This is a genomic window from Actibacterium mucosum KCTC 23349 (genome assembly GCF_000647975.1).
GTDB classification, from domain to species: domain Bacteria; phylum Pseudomonadota; class Alphaproteobacteria; order Rhodobacterales; family Rhodobacteraceae; genus Actibacterium; species Actibacterium mucosum.
In genome coordinates this window covers 50,524-65,204 of sequence record NZ_JFKE01000009.1, presented here as the reverse complement: position 1 = coordinate 65,204, position 14,681 = coordinate 50,524, and the positions used below count along the sequence as shown (strand labels likewise).

Annotated in this window: 19 protein-coding genes; 17 read left to right on the top strand and 2 right to left on the bottom strand. The window is 61.0% G+C overall.

Going from position 1 to position 14,681, the window contains the following annotated elements; genetic code table 11:
- The first annotated feature begins 37 nt into the window (after nucleotides 1-37).
- From ACMU_RS16905 to ACMU_RS16885, 5 genes are all read left to right on the top strand, one after another.
- Complete coding sequence (locus ACMU_RS16905; RefSeq protein WP_201769913.1) at nucleotides 38-682, top strand: lysophospholipid acyltransferase family protein; 645 nt, start codon at nucleotides 38-40, stop codon at nucleotides 680-682.
- A complete protein-coding gene (locus ACMU_RS16900; RefSeq protein WP_035261980.1) occupies nucleotides 679-1,626 on the top strand; it encodes a phosphatidate cytidylyltransferase in 948 nt (315 codons plus the stop codon). The genes ACMU_RS16905 and ACMU_RS16900 overlap by 4 nt, the downstream gene beginning before the upstream one ends.
- Nucleotides 1,623-1,991 carry a hypothetical protein gene (locus ACMU_RS16895; RefSeq protein WP_035261978.1) on the top strand — a complete coding sequence of 123 codons (369 nt, stop codon included), beginning with the start codon at nucleotides 1,623-1,625 and terminating at the stop codon, nucleotides 1,989-1,991. Before ACMU_RS16900 ends, ACMU_RS16895 begins: the two co-directional genes overlap by 4 nt.
- Nucleotides 1,984-2,631: a CDP-alcohol phosphatidyltransferase family protein gene (locus ACMU_RS16890; protein ID WP_035261976.1), complete on the top strand. Its 648-nt coding sequence runs from the start codon at nucleotides 1,984-1,986 to the stop codon at nucleotides 2,629-2,631. Before ACMU_RS16895 ends, ACMU_RS16890 begins: the two co-directional genes overlap by 8 nt.
- A 191-nt stretch (nucleotides 2,632-2,822) precedes the next feature.
- The gene (locus ACMU_RS16885) at nucleotides 2,823-3,518 is read left to right on the top strand and encodes a DsbA family protein (protein ID WP_051588416.1); all 696 of its coding nucleotides are present in this window, start codon (nucleotides 2,823-2,825) and stop codon (nucleotides 3,516-3,518) included.
- Here ACMU_RS16885 and ACMU_RS16880 read toward each other — a convergent pair.
- Nucleotides 3,508-4,296 carry a ferredoxin--NADP reductase gene (locus tag ACMU_RS16880; protein ID WP_035261975.1) on the bottom strand — a complete coding sequence of 263 codons (789 nt, stop codon included), beginning with the start codon at nucleotides 4,294-4,296 and terminating at the stop codon, nucleotides 3,508-3,510. The two genes, ACMU_RS16885 and ACMU_RS16880, sit on opposite strands and share 11 nt — an antisense overlap.
- Nucleotides 4,297-4,306: 10 nt before the next feature.
- The gene (fdxA, locus tag ACMU_RS16875) at nucleotides 4,307-4,648 is read right to left on the bottom strand and encodes a ferredoxin FdxA (RefSeq protein WP_035261972.1); all 342 of its coding nucleotides are present in this window, start codon (nucleotides 4,646-4,648) and stop codon (nucleotides 4,307-4,309) included.
- Nucleotides 4,649-4,773: 125 nt separating this feature from the next.
- Between fdxA and ACMU_RS16870 the strand changes: the two genes are divergently transcribed.
- The 12 genes from ACMU_RS16870 (at nucleotide 4,774) to ACMU_RS16815 (ending at nucleotide 14,581) form a co-directional block, all read left to right on the top strand.
- A complete protein-coding gene (locus ACMU_RS16870; protein ID WP_035261971.1) occupies nucleotides 4,774-5,064 on the top strand; it encodes a DUF971 domain-containing protein in 291 nt (96 codons plus the stop codon).
- A gap of 61 nt (nucleotides 5,065-5,125) precedes the next feature.
- Entirely contained in the window at nucleotides 5,126-6,868 is a 1,743-nt protein-coding gene (locus ACMU_RS16865; RefSeq protein WP_035261969.1) for a fumarate reductase/succinate dehydrogenase flavoprotein subunit, read from the top strand.
- A 17-nt stretch (nucleotides 6,869-6,885) separates the two neighbouring features.
- Nucleotides 6,886-7,128 carry a 4Fe-4S dicluster domain-containing protein gene (locus ACMU_RS16860; protein WP_035261967.1) on the top strand — a complete coding sequence of 81 codons (243 nt, stop codon included), beginning with the start codon at nucleotides 6,886-6,888 and terminating at the stop codon, nucleotides 7,126-7,128.
- Between the two features lie 7 nt (nucleotides 7,129-7,135).
- A complete protein-coding gene (locus ACMU_RS16855) occupies nucleotides 7,136-8,089 on the top strand; it encodes a HEAT repeat domain-containing protein (protein WP_035261964.1) in 954 nt (317 codons plus the stop codon).
- Nucleotides 8,090-8,394: 305 nt separating this feature from the next.
- The gene (locus ACMU_RS16850) at nucleotides 8,395-9,771 is read left to right on the top strand and encodes an ABC transporter substrate-binding protein (RefSeq protein WP_035261961.1); all 1,377 of its coding nucleotides are present in this window, start codon (nucleotides 8,395-8,397) and stop codon (nucleotides 9,769-9,771) included.
- A 72-nt stretch (nucleotides 9,772-9,843) separates the two neighbouring features.
- Nucleotides 9,844-10,734 carry an ABC transporter permease gene (locus tag ACMU_RS16845; protein WP_051588414.1) on the top strand — a complete coding sequence of 297 codons (891 nt, stop codon included), beginning with the start codon at nucleotides 9,844-9,846 and terminating at the stop codon, nucleotides 10,732-10,734.
- Between the two features lie 8 nt (nucleotides 10,735-10,742).
- Nucleotides 10,743-11,402: a hypothetical protein gene (locus ACMU_RS16840; protein ID WP_161635701.1), complete on the top strand. Its 660-nt coding sequence runs from the start codon at nucleotides 10,743-10,745 to the stop codon at nucleotides 11,400-11,402.
- The gene (locus ACMU_RS16835) at nucleotides 11,395-12,231 is read left to right on the top strand and encodes an ABC transporter ATP-binding protein (RefSeq protein WP_081805586.1); all 837 of its coding nucleotides are present in this window, start codon (nucleotides 11,395-11,397) and stop codon (nucleotides 12,229-12,231) included. Before ACMU_RS16840 ends, ACMU_RS16835 begins: the two co-directional genes overlap by 8 nt.
- The gene (locus ACMU_RS16830; RefSeq protein WP_035261956.1) at nucleotides 12,228-12,821 is read left to right on the top strand and encodes an SCO family protein; all 594 of its coding nucleotides are present in this window, start codon (nucleotides 12,228-12,230) and stop codon (nucleotides 12,819-12,821) included. The genes ACMU_RS16835 and ACMU_RS16830 overlap by 4 nt, the downstream gene beginning before the upstream one ends.
- Complete coding sequence (locus ACMU_RS18925) at nucleotides 12,818-13,294, top strand: copper chaperone PCu(A)C (protein ID WP_051588413.1); 477 nt, start codon at nucleotides 12,818-12,820, stop codon at nucleotides 13,292-13,294. The genes ACMU_RS16830 and ACMU_RS18925 overlap by 4 nt, the downstream gene beginning before the upstream one ends.
- On the top strand, nucleotides 13,284-13,859 hold the full coding sequence (locus ACMU_RS16820) for a c-type cytochrome (protein WP_051588412.1): 576 nt from the start codon (nucleotides 13,284-13,286) through the stop codon (nucleotides 13,857-13,859). Before ACMU_RS18925 ends, ACMU_RS16820 begins: the two co-directional genes overlap by 11 nt.
- Nucleotides 13,859-14,581 (top strand): Crp/Fnr family transcriptional regulator, encoded by a 723-nt coding sequence (locus ACMU_RS16815; protein ID WP_035262054.1) that lies wholly within the window; start codon nucleotides 13,859-13,861, stop codon nucleotides 14,579-14,581. The genes ACMU_RS16820 and ACMU_RS16815 overlap by 1 nt, the downstream gene beginning before the upstream one ends.
- Nucleotides 14,582-14,681: the final 100 nt, after the last annotated feature.

Below are 14,681 nucleotides of genomic sequence, written 5' to 3'. Positions count from 1 at the left end.
AACTGAACCCGTGTTCCGCAGAAAGTGAATGCCGAGTATGCCCTTTAAGTCTTGGTCTGCTGCTGTGACAGCAGAGATGATTATCCTGTTTGCCCGCGTCGTGACGGCGGTTCGGGCCATTTGGGACGGGGTTGAACCTGTTGCCAAGAAACGGGTCTATTTCGCAAACCACACCAGCAATGGCGATTTTGTTCTGGTCTGGTCGGTGCTGCCGCCCCATATGCGTCGGCGCACGCGTCCGGTGGCCGCGGGCGACTATTGGCTGACGTCAAGGCCCAAGTCCTTTGTGGGCCGCGAGGTGTTCAACGCGGTTCTGATCGACCGCAACCCGGACACGCGTACCGAAGACCCCATCGCCCTGATGGCCGAGGCACTGGATGCGGGCAGTTCGTTGATCCTGTTCCCCGAGGGGACGCGGAACACGACCGACGCGCCTTTGTTGCCGTTCAAGTCAGGCCTGTTTCATCTGGCCACGCAGCGGCCTGATGTGGATCTGGTGCCGGTGTGGATCGAAAACCTGAGCAGCGTGATGCCCAAGGGCGAGGTCTTTCCGGTGCCATTGCTGTGTACCATTCGGTTCGGCGCGGCGATGTGGCTGCAAGACGGGGAAGACAAAGATGCGTTCCTGGCACGCACCCATGCCGCGCTGCTTGAGCTGGGCGAAAGCGGAGAGACCGGATGAGCGCACCGATGGAATTTGTGTTTCTGCTGGCGGGCGTGTTGTGCGTGCTGATCGTGGCATCGATGGTGGCCTTCACCCTGAAATCGCGGCTGGGCCCCGACAAGACCGACCCGGTGATTGAAAACCTCGTGGCGCGGGTCAATGCGTGGTGGGCGATGGTGGCGTTGCTGTCCTTTGCGATGCTGGCCGGTCGGGCGGGGGCCGTGATCCTGTTCGCGTTGCTGTCCTTTGCGGCGATGCGTGAATTCCTGACGCTGACGGCAAAGTCGCGCGCCGATCACTATGCCCTGGCGGCGGCGTTCTATGTGGTGCTGCCGTTTCAGTATTACCTGATCTGGATCGACTGGTACGGGCTGTATTCGATCTTTATCCCGGTCTATGCCTTCCTGTTCCTGCCCATCATCGCAGCCTTGCGCGGCGAGACCGAGAATTTCCTGACCCGCGTGTCCGAGACGCAATGGGGTCTGATGATCTGTGTGTTTGCAGGCAGCCACGTGCCGGCGCTGATGGACCTGAACATTCCGGGATACGAGGGCAAATCGATCCTGCTGATCGCATTCCTTGTGGCCGTCGTACAGGGGTCGGACGTGTTGCAATATGTCTTTGGCAAGCTGATGGGGCGCCACAAGATCGCGCCGGTCCTGTCGCCATCCAAGACGTGGGAAGGGTTTCTGGGCGGGGTTTTAACCGCCAGCTTGCTGGGGGCCGGGCTGTGGTGGATGACGCCGTTCACCATGTGGCAGGCGTTCCTGATGGCCCTGATGATCGCCGTCATGGGCTTTTTCGGGGGATTGGTGATGTCGGCCATCAAGCGCGACAAAGGGGTCAAGGACTGGGGCCACCTGATTGCCGGGCATGGCGGGTTCATTGACCGGTTGGACTCGGTCGTCTTCTCGGCCCCGATCTTCTTTCACGTCGTGCGCTATTTCTGGGCCGTGACATGAGCCTGATGCAAAGCAAGCTGGTGCATGGTGCCGGTGGGTTCATCCTGATGGGCGGCTGGGCCTTCTTCGCCAACCGGTCCTACGCACTGCCCGCCCCGTTGATCGCGGCAGTGGTACAGGGTGTTCTGAGCGCAGTGATCACGCTGGGCCTGAAGGCCATGATCGAACGCATCTTTCAGCGCAGCAACGGGTGGCGGCGTTTCATATTGCCTCCCCTGGCAGCGTTCGCGGTCTCGGTCACGTTGCTGAGCGTTGTTCACAGCCTGGCCGGCACCCCGGCCCTGCTGGCGACAATCGCCGTTCCGCTGACCGTGTCCACGCTTTACGCCTGCTTTTATACGTTTACACTTTACCGACATGCCTGACCGCCGCCCCCTCGCCAGCCGTGACACCAAGATCGCGGCCAAGATTGCCGCATCGCTGGCCACCGCAGGTGTTGCGCCGAACCTGATTTCGCAGACCTCCATCCTGTTCGCCGCGCTTGCGGGGCTGTTGCTGTGGGCCGTGGCCTGGATCGACGGAGGCGCGCAGAGCCTTTGCCTGTTAGGGGCTGCGCTTGGGTGTCAGTTGCGCCTGCTGTGCAACCTGTTGGACGGAATGGTCGCGGTGGAAGGCGGATTGGGCACACCACAAGGGGCGTTCTGGAACGAGATGCCGGACAGGCTGGCGGATGTGTTGATCCTTGTCGGGCTGGGGCTGGCCGTGGGGGAACCGGCGCTGGGATGGGCCGCGTCGGCCGGCGCCGTTGCCACGGCCTATACCCGCGCCCTGGGCAGCGAGTTGGGCCTGCCCGCAGATTTCCGCGGGCCGATGGCCAAACCACACCGAATGGCCGCCGTCACCGCCGGTGCGGTGTTGGCGGCCGTGACGCCCACCGTCCTTGGCGTTCCGGTTCTGCTGAGCGTGCTGTGGATCGTCGCGCTGGGGTCTGTCGTCACGGTGCTTCGGCGCAGCCACCGCCTGCTTGGGGCGTTGAAAGCCCGCAGCGACGCGCGCGACGGCTGACCGCAGCACCGGGCGCCAGCGATCACGGGCAACTGCGCCCCGATCACCCCGCAACTGATCGATTTCTTGGCATCGTGCCGTTTTGAACGCCGGTTTCGGGATGGCACCTGTCACAGACCCGCGAGGCACGCGAATTTCCGCGTCCCGGTTTGCGGCGCAATTATACTTGGCCCAAAGAAAGAGGCCGTGAAATGCGAACCCTTGTTACACCTTTGATATGCGCGCTGTGGGCGGCGACGGCGCACGCGCACGAGCCCGACCTGGATGCGCGGGTGCGGGCCTATATCCTTGATAACCCCGAAGTGATCCTTGAGGCGCTGGAGATCCTGTCGGCGCGGCGGGCCGAAGCCGAACTGAAAGAGCGGCTGGAACCCCACCAGCCGATGTTCGATGCCCCCCCGGTCCTTGGCATGGGGCGCGCGGATGCGCCGATCCGCGTGGTCGAGTTTTTCGATTACCGTTGCGCGCCGTGCAAGGCGATGCACCCGATGCTGGAGACACTGGTGGCCGAGCATCCCGAGTTGCGGATCGAGATGCGGCAATTGCCGATCCTGACGCCGGGGTCAGAGCGCGGGGCGCGGTTTGCGCTGGCGGTGCAATCGGTGGCAGGTGACGCGGCCTATGCGCGGGTGCATGACGCGCTGTGGCATTTGCGCGGGCCACTGAACACACCCAGCTTTGCGCGGATCGCGCAGGACGAGGGGTTGGATTTCTCCAAGATCCAGACCGCGATGGACAGCGAAGACGTGACAGCCCGCATTGGCTATAACCGCGACTTCGCGGTCGAGATGCAGGTGCTGGGCACCCCTGCCTTCGTCACGCCCAGCAGCGTGACATTCGGCACGGCCACATTGGACGAGTTGAAGGCTCTGTGGCTTAGTCAATAAACGCTTTTTCCACCACGAAATGCTTGGGCGCAGAGTTTGCGCCTTCTTGCAGGCCGTGGGCCTCGCACAGCGCCATGATGTCCTTGTTCAGCGCAAGGTTGCCGCAGATCATGACGCGGTCAGCCTCGGGCGCCCAGGCCGGCAAACCCAGCGTTTCGAACACCTGGCCATCGCGGATATGGTCGCTGATCCGGCCCTGATACTGCGACGGTTCGCGCGTGGTGGTGGGATAGTATTTCAACTTGTCCCCCACCAATTCGCCAATCAGCGGATCGTCCGGCAGGGCCTCGACGATTTCGGCGCCATAGGCCAGTTCGGCCTTGGTGCGGCAGGTATGCGCGACGATGACCTGGTCATAGGCCTCGAAGGTTTCGGGGTCGCGCAGCAGGGACGCAAAGGGCGCAATGCCGGTGCCGGTGGCAATCATCCACAGCCGTTTGCCGGGCAGCAGCGCGTCCAGCACCAGCGTGCCCACGGGCTTGGGGCGCAGGATGATCTTGTCACCCGGTTCGATCTTTTGCAGGCGCGAGGTCAGCGGGCCGTCGGGCACCTTGATTGAATAGAACTCCAGCTCTTCATCCCAGCTGGGCGAGGCGATGGAATAGGCGCGCAGCAGCGGTTTCCCGTCGTCTTTCAGCAGTCCGATCATCACGAATTCGCCTGACCGGAACCGCAGCGATCGTGGCCGTGTCACGCGAAAGGAAAACAACGTGTCGGACCAATGCTGGACCGAGGTAATGGTCTGCGCGTCGGGCAGGATTTTGGCGGGGGCGTTCATGGGATAATCCTCACAAGGCCGGCGCGGCCGGGGTTTCCGAGAAATGTGTGTCCAGCTTGCCGGGTGTGCCGTCCAGACTGTCGGCATCGGCCATCGGTTCTTTGGCCTCGGTGATGACCGGCCACAGCGCCGCGTATTTGGCGTTGAACGTGACCCATTTTTCCATGTCCGGCTCGGTATCTGCGCGAATCGCGTCGGCGGGGCATTCGGGCTCGCACACGCCGCAATCGATGCATTCAACGGGATCGATCACCAACATGTTCTCGCCTTCGTAAAAGCAATCAACAGGGCACACCGACACGCAATCGGTGTATTTGCAGGCGATGCAATTGTCTGTGACGACATAGGTCATGAGCGCGTCTCCAAATCTGGCTTGCCCCTGCTTGCCGCAGCGCAGCGGCACCTGTCCGTAAAGTAATTGCTATTGGCCGATCCGAAGTTTCGCGAGGGTGAACGAAAGACAGATCGGAGCCACCCATGATCGAAGAAATGACCGCCAGCGCAGACGCACAGCACCTGCATGTCAATTGGGACAGCGGCGAAACAACAACATTGCCCGCCGCCCTGTTGCGCCGCGAAGCGCGCGACGCCTGGTCCGTGCGCGAACGTCTGGATCACGGGGAAATCACGGTTCAGCCCGGCATTTCCATCACCGGCCTGTTCCCGGTGGGAGGTTTTGGCGTGAACGTCCATTTTTCAGACGGGCATGACCGCGCGATCTATCCGTTCCCCTATCTGCGGGAACTTTCCGACCAGCTTGACAACTAATTGACATTCTGACGCTGCAACGCAGCGCAGCCTGTACGCGAGACCCAGCAGGAGCCCGGCAATGGACGAAATACTAGACGGCCTGACACAGATTGATTGTGACATTCTGGTCATTGGCGGCGGAACCGCCGGGCCGATGGCCGCACTGAAGGCCAAACGCAAGAACCCCAAGGCGAATGTTGTCCTGCTGGACAAGGCCAATGTGAAACGGTCGGGCGCGATCTCGATGGGGATGGACGGGCTGAACAACTCGGTCATTCCGGGCTATGCCACGCCCGAGCAGTACACCAAGGAAATCACCATCGCCAATGACGGCATCTGCGATCAGGCGGCGGTCTATCGTTATGCCCAGGAATGCTATGGTATCATTCAGGAGCTGGACGAGTTCGGTATCCGGTTCCAGAAAGACGAAAACGGCGAATACGACGTCAAGAAGGTGCACCATATCGGCACCTATGTTCTGCCGATGCCCAACGGCGACACGGTGAAAAAGGCGCTGTACCGCCAGCTGCGCAAGGCCCGTATCAACATCATCAACCGTTACATGGCCACCCGCCTGCTGACCGGTGAAGGCCGCGTTGCCGGCGCGATCTGCGTCAACACACGGTCGGCCGAGTTTCTGGTCGTGCGTGCCAAGGCGGTGATCATGGGGCTGGGGGCGGCAGGCCGATTGGGTCTGCCCACGTCGGGCTATTTGTATGGCACCTACGAAAACGCGTCGAACTCGGGCGAAGGCTATGCCATGGCCTATCACGCCGGCGCGGGGCTTGCGAACCTCGAATGTTATCAGATCAACCCGCTGATCAAGGATTACAACGGCCCGGCATGCGCCTATGTGGCCGGCCCCATGGGCGGCTACACCGCCAATGCCAAGGGCGAACGTTTCATCGAGTGCGATTATTGGTCGGGCCAGATGATGCAGGAATTTTATGACGAATTGCAGGGCGGCAAGGGACCGGTTTACCTGAAACTGAACCACCTGGCCGAGGAAACCGTGGCCGAGATCGAGCGGGTGCTGCACATCGTTGAACGCCCCACGCGCGGCCATTTCCACCAAGGGCGCGGCACCGACTATCGCAAGCAGATGATCGAGATGCATATCTCGGAGATCGGCTTTTGCTCGGGCCATTCGGCCTCGGGTGTGTTTGTCGACGAACATGCCCGCACCACGATCCCCGGCCTTTACGCGGCGGGCGATATGGCCAACGTGCCGCATAACTATATGCTGGGGGCGTTCACCAACGGCGCCTTTGCCGGGCTGGACGCGGCGGATTTCATCGCGGATGTGGACTTTGCAAGCTTCGATCAGGGCGAGGTGGATGCCGAACGCACCCGCGTTCTGGCCCCGACCAAGCGCGACGACGGCATTCCACCCAACCAGATCGAATACAAGACCCGCCGGTTGGTGAACGACTATCTGCAGCCGCCAAAAGTGACGGCCAAGATGGAACTGGCCCAGAAGCGGTTCGAAGAAGTGCGCGAGGACATGGATCAGGGCATGTATGTGCGCGACAGCCACGAGCTGATGCGGGCGCTGGAGGCTTCGTCGATCCTCGATTGCGCCGACATGGCGGCCGCGGCGTCGCTGTATCGCACCGAAAGCCGGTGGGGCCTGTATCACAACCGGGTCGAGTTCGAGCGCGACAACGACAACTGGTTCTGCCACACGATCCTGACCAAGGGCGACGACGGCAAACCGGCGCATCGTAAGCAAGACGTCAAGCCGTATGTCGTTGAAATCGCTGAAGATGAGAAAGACGCCTACGACAAGCAGCGCGTCAGCGCCACGGTCGCGGCAGAGTAAGAAAAAGGACTCACGATATGCCCCTTGCACAAACCTCTACCACCGTGCCCGTGGTCGTGAATGACGACCTGTGTATCGCGGATAAGGGATGTACCGTTTGCGTGGATGTCTGCCCGCTGGACGTGCTGCGGATCGTTGAAACCGACGACGGTGGCAAGACCGCGTATATGAAATACGACGAATGCTGGTACTGCATGCCGTGCGAGGCGGATTGCCCCACCGGCGCGGTCACCGTGAACCTTCCCTATCTGTTGAAGTGAGGCGGACGTGAGCGGACTTTTCGAAGATTTCGACGACATCAAGGACCTGGCCGAAGGGTTGGACGACCCCTCGCCCGGTGCGCGGATCATGGCGGTGATGGATCTAACCGACAGCGCCGACCCCGCGGCGATCCCGTATCTGGCCAGGGCGATCACTGACGCGGATGCCGGTGTGCGCAAACAGGCCGCACAGGGCCTGACCGATTTCGACGGCCCGGAAACCGCCGCCGCGCTGGTTGTGGCCCTTTCCGACAGCGACGCCGCAGTGGTGGACGCGGCAGCGATCAGCCTGACCGAGCTGAAGGACCCCGCTTCGGGCGACGCGATCTTGCCGCATCTGTCGGACGAGAACGAGGTCAAGCTGGCCGCATGCCTGGCCGGGATCAAGGAACTGCGCCGCCCCGAGACCATGGGCCCGGCCATTGCCGCGCTGCAACACAGCTCGGAAGTGGTGCGGATCGAAGCGGTTGGCGTGATCGGCTGGCTGCAGGATGAAACCGCCCTGCCCGCCTTGCGGGATGCAGCACATGACGCCTCGGCGAAGGTGCGGCGCACGGCGCTGTCGGCGCTGGGCTTCTCCAAGTCCGCACATGCCGAGGCAACCCTGATCGACGGGATGCAAGACCCCGAATGGATCGTGCGCGAAGCAGCTGCCGAGACCTTGGCGAAAACCGGAGGCGCGGGCTGCATTCCCGCCCTGCGTACGGTTCTGGATGACGATTACTGGCAGGTTCGGCTGAAGGCCGTCCGCTCGCTGGGCAAACTGGGCGCCACCGATGCGGCCATGGAAATCGGTCCGATGATGGATCTGCCTGTGCCAAACCTGCGCAAGGAATGCGCCGCGGTTCTGGGAGAATTGGCAGTGCCGGAAACGGTGCCGTTCCTGCAGAAATACGAAGACGATACCGACCCGGATGTACGCAAGAACGTACGCTGGGCCTTGGGTAAAATGGCGGCCTGAAACCCCGGTTTTCGGGCGCCGACATCGTGAAAGCAAAACCCCTACAGCATTGCTGTCAGGGGCGCTTTCGTCGCCCAAAAATGCACTTAAGTTATTGTATTTAAAGAATTTTTTTTCGAATCGATTCGCGGAAATCCCGTCACGAAAGTGACAAATTGCGCCCCAAAGCCGAAATAAGTGGGCGAAAAAATGGGCAAACGGGAAATGCTGTCAATTTGTTAACGGCTGGCGTTTTGCACCGCAGAAAACTGCCCTGATACTGATTTCAGTTTCGACTTACTGAAATCTTCTAAGGGAACGTCGCTATGATCAGGAACTACACATTGAAGTCTGCGTTGCTTGGTGCATCGCTGGTATCTATGGCCTCTATGGCTTCGGCCGAAAAGATCAGTATCGCCATTGGGCACCAGTCCATGTGTACCGACACCTACACCGCCGGTATCGTTGTAAAAGAGCTGGGCCTGCTGGAAAAATACCTGCCCACGGACGGCAAATATGCCGACGCCAAATACGATGTCAGCTGGGCGGATTACAGCTCGGGTGGGCCGATCACCAACCAGATGCTGGCCAACAAGCTGAACTTTGGCGTGATGGGTGACTATCCGCTGATCGTAAACGGCGCCAAGTTTCAGGAAACCGACAGCCTGCGCACGCTTTACGTGGCCGGGACGGGTTACAACCTAAAGGGCTCGGGCAACGCGATTGTTGTGCCGGTCGACAGCGATCTGTACTCGATCGATCAGCTGGCCGGCAAAGAAGTGTCCACCCCGGTTGGTTCGGCCGCTTGGGGCATGCTGCTGAAAGCCATGCAGGACAACAACATTCCCACCTCGGAATACGTTCTGAAAAACCAGAGCCCCGCCGTAGGTGCCGCGAATATCGCCGCCGGCAAGATCGACGCCCACTCGGATTTCTGCCCGTGGTCCGAGATCATGGAATTCCGCGGCACCGGCCGCAAGATCTTTGACGGCTCGGAAACCGGTGTGCCCTACCTGCACGGTGTCGTGGTGCGCGAAGATTTTGCCGTTGAATACCCCGAAGTGGTCGAGGCCTTCATCAAGGCCGTTTGGGAGGCGGGCGAATGGATCCGCGAAGATCCCATGCAGGCCGTGACCCTGATGGAAGGCTGGACCGGCGTCGAGAAAGAGGTGCTGTACCTGTACTTCTCGGAAGGTGGCCACCTGACGCTTGAGCCGACCGTGAAACAGGAATGGGTGGATGCGCTGGCGTTCAACCACGGTGTTCTGGTCAAGGAAAAAGCCATTCCGCCGCTGGATTTCGACGCATGGATCAACGAGGACTATATCAAGGCGGCCTATGCTGACCTGGGCGTAGACTATGAGGCCGAAAAAGCCGTGGTTGTTGACCCGCTGGCGGCAAACAAGGGCCTGCCGATGGAAATCTGGCACTCGCGCGATGGCGTGGCCTCGTTCGGCACGCTGCCCGAATTCCTGAAAGCCATGGCAGACATTCGCGCCACGGCGGCACTGGTGAACGCCACCTATGTCTATGACGTGGAAACCGGCCTGAAACTGTTCGGCAAGACCGCGTTCTGGGTCAAGTCGGGTGACGACTATGCCACCTTCCTGCGCAAGGGCGAGGCCGAGGCCTATGCCGGCAAAACCGGTGGGGCGCTGGTCAGCTTTGACGAGGCCATCGCCGACTTCATCTCCGAAGGCTAACGGCCCGTCTTGATAGGCAGGGGTCGGGGCGTCAGCGCCCCGGCCTGAAACGTTTTACAGAAGGCTGACAAGATGGCGACGGCTTTACAGACCAAGGAAGTTGCGAACCAAGCAACGCAACCACGGCCCACGGCAAAGGCAGCGCCCGCGCCTGCCCCCAAGGCCAGCCCGATATCCGCGCTGCGCATCGGTCGCAAGCAGGCCGGTAGCATTGGCATGGTCTTCCTGTCCCTCAGCGCCGGCGCGCTGCTGTGGCACCTTGCAACCGCCATCAACCTGGACTTTTACATCAATTTCTCGAACGTGCCGTCGCCATGGCGTGTGCTGACCGCGTTCGTCGGCCATATCCAGACCGAGATATTCTGGACCCATATCGGCGTATCGATGCGCCGGATCCTGATCAGTTACACTCTGGCCACGGTGCTGGGCATCTTCATCGGCCTGATCATGGGCCGCTCGCGCATCGCCCGCGCGTTCATCATGCCCTATATCGAGGTCGTGCGCCCGATCCCGGCCGTGGCTTGGATCCCGTTGGCCATCCTGATGTGGCCGACCGAGGAAAGCTCGATCATCTACATCACCTTCCTGGGTGCTTTGTTTCCCATTGTTCTGAACACCTTGCATGGCGTCGAGCAGACGCCCGAGGTTCTGGTGCGCGCGGTGCAGTCGTTGGGCGCCAGCCGCTGGGCGGTGTTCCGGCACGTGGTGATCCCGGCGGCACTGCCGTCGATTGCGGCCGGTCTTGCCATCGGGATGGGCGTCAGCTGGTTCTCGCTTTTGGCGGGCGAGATCATCTCGGGCCAGTATGGCATCGGCTATTTCACGTGGGATGCGTATAGCCTGATCAACTATCAGGACATCGTCGTTGGCATGCTGGTGATCGGGTTCCTTGGCACCGGGTCAACCGCAGCCGTGAAGATGATCACCAAACCGATGTTGAAATGGCAGAAAAGGACCCGCTGATGCGCGCGATGTTTTCTACCCTTTGGACCGATATTCGCGGCAATTGGAAGCGCATGCTTTTGCATGGTCTGATCTTTGCCCTGCTGTTTCAGGTCCTGATGATGATCGCCCTGATCGTCCGGTTTCAGGCCCTTCCGAACTATGTCACCGGTTACAACTGGGTCGCCAATGTCGCGTGGATCATCAAGTCTACCCCGTCGTGGTCCGACATTCCCCCCATCGTGTGGGAGGAGTGGCTGCTGGAGATTGGCAAGATGAACTACGACTATGGCATGGGCATTTCGGAATGGAGCCTGAACGTCGTTCCGTCCCGCCTGTTGGTGTTGTTCATTCTGGGGGCCACCGTGTCGCTTTGCATGGCCCTGACCCGGCGCGAGACCTGCAGCACCGCGAACACCGGCACCTTGCGCGCAACAACCGGGTTGGGCGCGGTTCTGGTGGCCATGACAAACGCCACGATGAGCTGGGTCGTCTGCTGCGCCACACCGTCCTGGGTGGTGGGGCTGGCCATGCTGGGGCTGGGCGTGTCGACCTCGTTGGCGATGGAAACCATGGGCCCGGTTCTGACGGGCGGTGGTTTCGGCCTGTTGGTGGCACTGATCCTTTTCCTTGCGTGGCACAAATCACGACCTGAGCCCGAACCAATTGCAGAGGCTTCACATGCTTGATGTTCTGAAATTCAAAACCCCGCGCCAGCCTGACGAAAAGGGCAAAGGGCAAATCTCGGTCGCGGACGTGTCGATCAGCTTTGGCACGGGCGCCAATGCGCATCTGGCCGTGGAAACCACGTCCATCGACATCGCGGCGGGCGAGTTCGTGTGCATCCTTGGCCCGTCCGGCTGTGGCAAGTCGACATTGATGAACGCAATTGCCGGCTATGTCGCGCCATCGACCGGCGAGGTTACCATCGACGACAAAAAGGTGGACCGCCCCGGCCCCGACCGCGGCATGGTGTTTCAGCAATATTCGTTGCTGCCGTGGAAGACGGTGTATGAAAACGTTGCCTTCGGCCCGAAAATGGCCGGGCACGGCCGGATCGAGGCCGGATCAACCGCCAATACGTTCCTGGAACTCGTGGGGCTGAAAAAGTTTGGCGACCGCTATCCGGCCGAATTGTCGGGCGGCATGCAGCAGCGCGTGGGCATTGCACGGGCGCTGGCCAATTACCCGTCGGTTCTGCTGATGGACGAGCCTTTTGGCGCGCTGGACGCGCAGACGCGCCTGATGATGCAGGAAAGCCTTCTGGATATCTGGCGCAAGTTCGGCACCACGGTTGTTTTTGTCACCCATGACGTGGACGAGGCCGTGTTCCTTGCGGACCGTGTTCTGATCATGAGCGCCGCACCGGGGCGCATCATCGAAGACGTCAAGATCGACCTGCCCCGCCCGCGTTCCACCGACATGGCCGCGACCCCGGAATACATCAAGGCGCGCCAGTTCTGCCTGGACACGATCAAGGCAGAAAGCCGCAAAGCCTTTGAAAGCCAGAACACATGAGACATCTTCTTGCAGCGCTGATCGTCGCCTTTGCCGTGCCCGCCACCGCGCAGGTGCAGGGTGTGATGCTGGACGAACCGGTGGAAATGCCCGCCTTTGTCTACACCAACGACCTGGGTGAGACCTTTACCGAACGCGACCTGACCGATGCCTGGACCATCGTGATGTTCGGTTTCCTGTCCTGCCCGGATGTCTGCCCGTTTACCCTTGGCAACCTCGAGGCCGCTGTCAGCGAAACCAGCCTGCGCGTGCGGCCCGACAACGTTCCCAAGGTGGTGTTTATCTCGGTCGATCCGGATCGCGACGCTGAAACGGTCAGTGAATATGCCAAGTTCTTTCACCCCGATTTCCGCAGTTTTACCGGCGCCCGCGATCAGATCGACGCCTTGGTCGAGGCGACGGACAGCTTCTATCGCATCATGACGCCGGATTCGTCTGGCTATTACGAGGTACAGCACAGCTCGTCCGTGTCCGTCATCGCCCCCGATGGCACTTTGCGGGCCAAGCTGCAGCCTCCGTTTGACCCCGGCCAGACCGCCGAGTTTCTGGCCCGCATGCAGATCTCGTATCGAAAGGAACTTTCCCAATGAAACGGCTTGCCCTTGCCCTGATGTGCCTGCCCGGCCTTGCCTTTGCCGATGGGGTGTCGGTGGAGAACCCGATCATTCCGCTGGCCCCTCCGGGCGTGGCGGCGCATGCGGCCTTTATGTCGATCACGAACACCGGGGACACCCCGCGGCAATTGATCGGCGTGTCGGCCCCGGCCTATGCCATGGCGCATATTCACGAATCCACCGAGAAAGACGGCGTCGCGATGATGAGCGCCGTGGATCTGGTGGAAATTGGGCCCGGCACAACCGTGACCTTCGAACATGGCGGCCTTCATTTCATGTTGATGAAACCGAAGGCGCCGGTGTCCGAAGGGGACATGATCGAGCTGTCGCTGGAATTTGCCAATGGCGAGGTCGAGCAGGTGACCGCGATGGTCATGAAGAGGCACAAGGCGCATGATCACAGCGGCCATGGCCATGACAAGCATCACGACCACAAACATGGATCTTAAGGCGGCGCTGGTATGCCTTGCCATGTCGACCGGCCCTGCGCTGGCCGATTTCGCCGCGGATGAATTCCCACCCTACGAGCGCTGCGCGCTGTGTCACGGGTTGTTCGGCGTGTCGCATACGGCCAAGTTTCCGAACCTTGCCGGGCAGGATCCGGACTATCTGACGACGCAGGTTCATGGGTTTTTGACCGGGCACCGCACCAATGATGGCGGCCAGATGATGGCCATCGTGACCGAGTTGAAACCCGAAGAGATCCCTGTTGCCGTTGAATGGTTCGCCACGCAGGACGCCCCCGCGCCCGCCCCGGCAACCGATGACGGCACCGGTCGGGCGGCCTATGCCGAGGCCGGTTGTGGCAATTGCCACGATCAGGCCGCCGAGCTGTCGGGTGTGCCTTTCCTGACCGCGCAGCATGCCGGTTACCTGACCAAGCAGATGCAGGATTTCCAGTCAGGCGCGCGGCGGCCTGGCCCCTTGGGCGTTGACCATCCCGCATTGCTGCCACAAGGTGACGCAACACTTGCCGCCATTGCGCAATACCTTGCGGCCGAGCCACGTGAATGATGCACGACACCGAAACTTCTGACAGCCCGGTCGGGGCGATTTTTCTGTCCGAATACTTCGCCGAGCTGAACGAGGGCGCGGGCTTTTTGACGGACCTGTCGCCGGATGACCAGAAGCGGGTGCGCAGTCTTGGTTCGCGGTGCCGGTTCGCCAAGGGTGACGGGATATTTCACCAGGGTGCGCCCCATACCGGGGTCTGGATCATCGAAAGCGGGCGCGTGCGCACCTATTACGCCGGACCGTCGGGGCGTGAAATCACGCTGGCCTATTGGAGCAGCGGCCATTTCGTTGGCGGCCCCGAGGTTTTTGCGCGCGGGCGGCATGTGTGGTCGGCTGATGCGCTGGAACCTTGCGAGCTGCTGTTTCTGTCGGGCACGAGCCTGCTGAAACTGGTGCGCGAGGTGCCCGACGTGGCCGTTGGCGTGATCGAGGGGCTGGTGGCCAAGGGCAAAAGCTATTCCGCGTTGATCCAGATGTTGGGCACGCGGTCGGTTTCGGAACGGCTGAGCCAGTTGCTGGTTATCCTTGCCAACACAACCGGACGCCCCGAAGGCAACACGATCGTGGTGGACCGCACCGTCACTTATGAACAGATCGCGGCCATTGTTGGTGCGACGCGGCAATGGGTGACCCAATCGCTGGACAAGTTGAAAGCCGCAGGCGTGGTCGAGATCACGCGCAGCGCCATCATCATTCACGATCTGCAGCAGCTGGAGGAATAGCGGCCACCGCTATTTACGGCAATGCATCAGGATTTTCGGTGTCGTGTGATCGCGATTGATCGCGGGGCAGAACAATCTGTTGTGATCTTTTCGAAGAAAC

What these genes read in the sequence shown, in the direction of transcription:
- ACMU_RS16870 (WP_035261971.1), top strand. Translation starts at nt 4,774, where the DNA reads ATGATCGAAGAAATGACCGCCAGCGCAGACGCACAGCACCTGCATGTC.
- ACMU_RS16850 (WP_035261961.1), top strand. Translation starts at nt 8,395, where the DNA reads ATGATCAGGAACTACACATTGAAGTCTGCGTTGCTTGGTGCATCGCTG.
- ACMU_RS16845 (WP_051588414.1), top strand. Translation starts at nt 9,844, where the DNA reads ATGGCGACGGCTTTACAGACCAAGGAAGTTGCGAACCAAGCAACGCAA.
- ACMU_RS16820 (WP_051588412.1), top strand. Translation starts at nt 13,284, where the DNA reads ATGGATCTTAAGGCGGCGCTGGTATGCCTTGCCATGTCGACCGGCCCT.
- ACMU_RS16860 (WP_035261967.1), top strand. Translation starts at nt 6,886, where the DNA reads ATGCCCCTTGCACAAACCTCTACCACCGTGCCCGTGGTCGTGAATGAC.
- ACMU_RS16895 (WP_035261978.1), top strand. Translation starts at nt 1,623, where the DNA reads ATGAGCCTGATGCAAAGCAAGCTGGTGCATGGTGCCGGTGGGTTCATC.
- ACMU_RS16815 (WP_035262054.1), top strand. Translation starts at nt 13,859, where the DNA reads ATGCACGACACCGAAACTTCTGACAGCCCGGTCGGGGCGATTTTTCTG.
- ACMU_RS16900 (WP_035261980.1), top strand. Translation starts at nt 679, where the DNA reads ATGAGCGCACCGATGGAATTTGTGTTTCTGCTGGCGGGCGTGTTGTGC.
- ACMU_RS16885 (WP_051588416.1), top strand. Translation starts at nt 2,823, where the DNA reads ATGCGAACCCTTGTTACACCTTTGATATGCGCGCTGTGGGCGGCGACG.
- ACMU_RS16835 (WP_081805586.1), top strand. Translation starts at nt 11,395, where the DNA reads ATGCTTGATGTTCTGAAATTCAAAACCCCGCGCCAGCCTGACGAAAAG.
- ACMU_RS16865 (WP_035261969.1), top strand. Translation starts at nt 5,126, where the DNA reads ATGGACGAAATACTAGACGGCCTGACACAGATTGATTGTGACATTCTG.
- ACMU_RS16830 (WP_035261956.1), top strand. Translation starts at nt 12,228, where the DNA reads ATGAGACATCTTCTTGCAGCGCTGATCGTCGCCTTTGCCGTGCCCGCC.
- ACMU_RS16890 (WP_035261976.1), top strand. Translation starts at nt 1,984, where the DNA reads ATGCCTGACCGCCGCCCCCTCGCCAGCCGTGACACCAAGATCGCGGCC.
- ACMU_RS16905 (WP_201769913.1), top strand. Translation starts at nt 38, where the DNA reads ATGCCCTTTAAGTCTTGGTCTGCTGCTGTGACAGCAGAGATGATTATC.
- ACMU_RS16840 (WP_161635701.1), top strand. Translation starts at nt 10,743, where the DNA reads ATGTTTTCTACCCTTTGGACCGATATTCGCGGCAATTGGAAGCGCATG.
- fdxA (WP_035261972.1), bottom strand. Translation starts at nt 4,648, where the DNA reads ATGACCTATGTCGTCACAGACAATTGCATCGCCTGCAAATACACCGAT.
- ACMU_RS16880 (WP_035261975.1), bottom strand. Translation starts at nt 4,296, where the DNA reads ATGAACGCCCCCGCCAAAATCCTGCCCGACGCGCAGACCATTACCTCG.
- ACMU_RS18925 (WP_051588413.1), top strand. Translation starts at nt 12,818, where the DNA reads ATGAAACGGCTTGCCCTTGCCCTGATGTGCCTGCCCGGCCTTGCCTTT.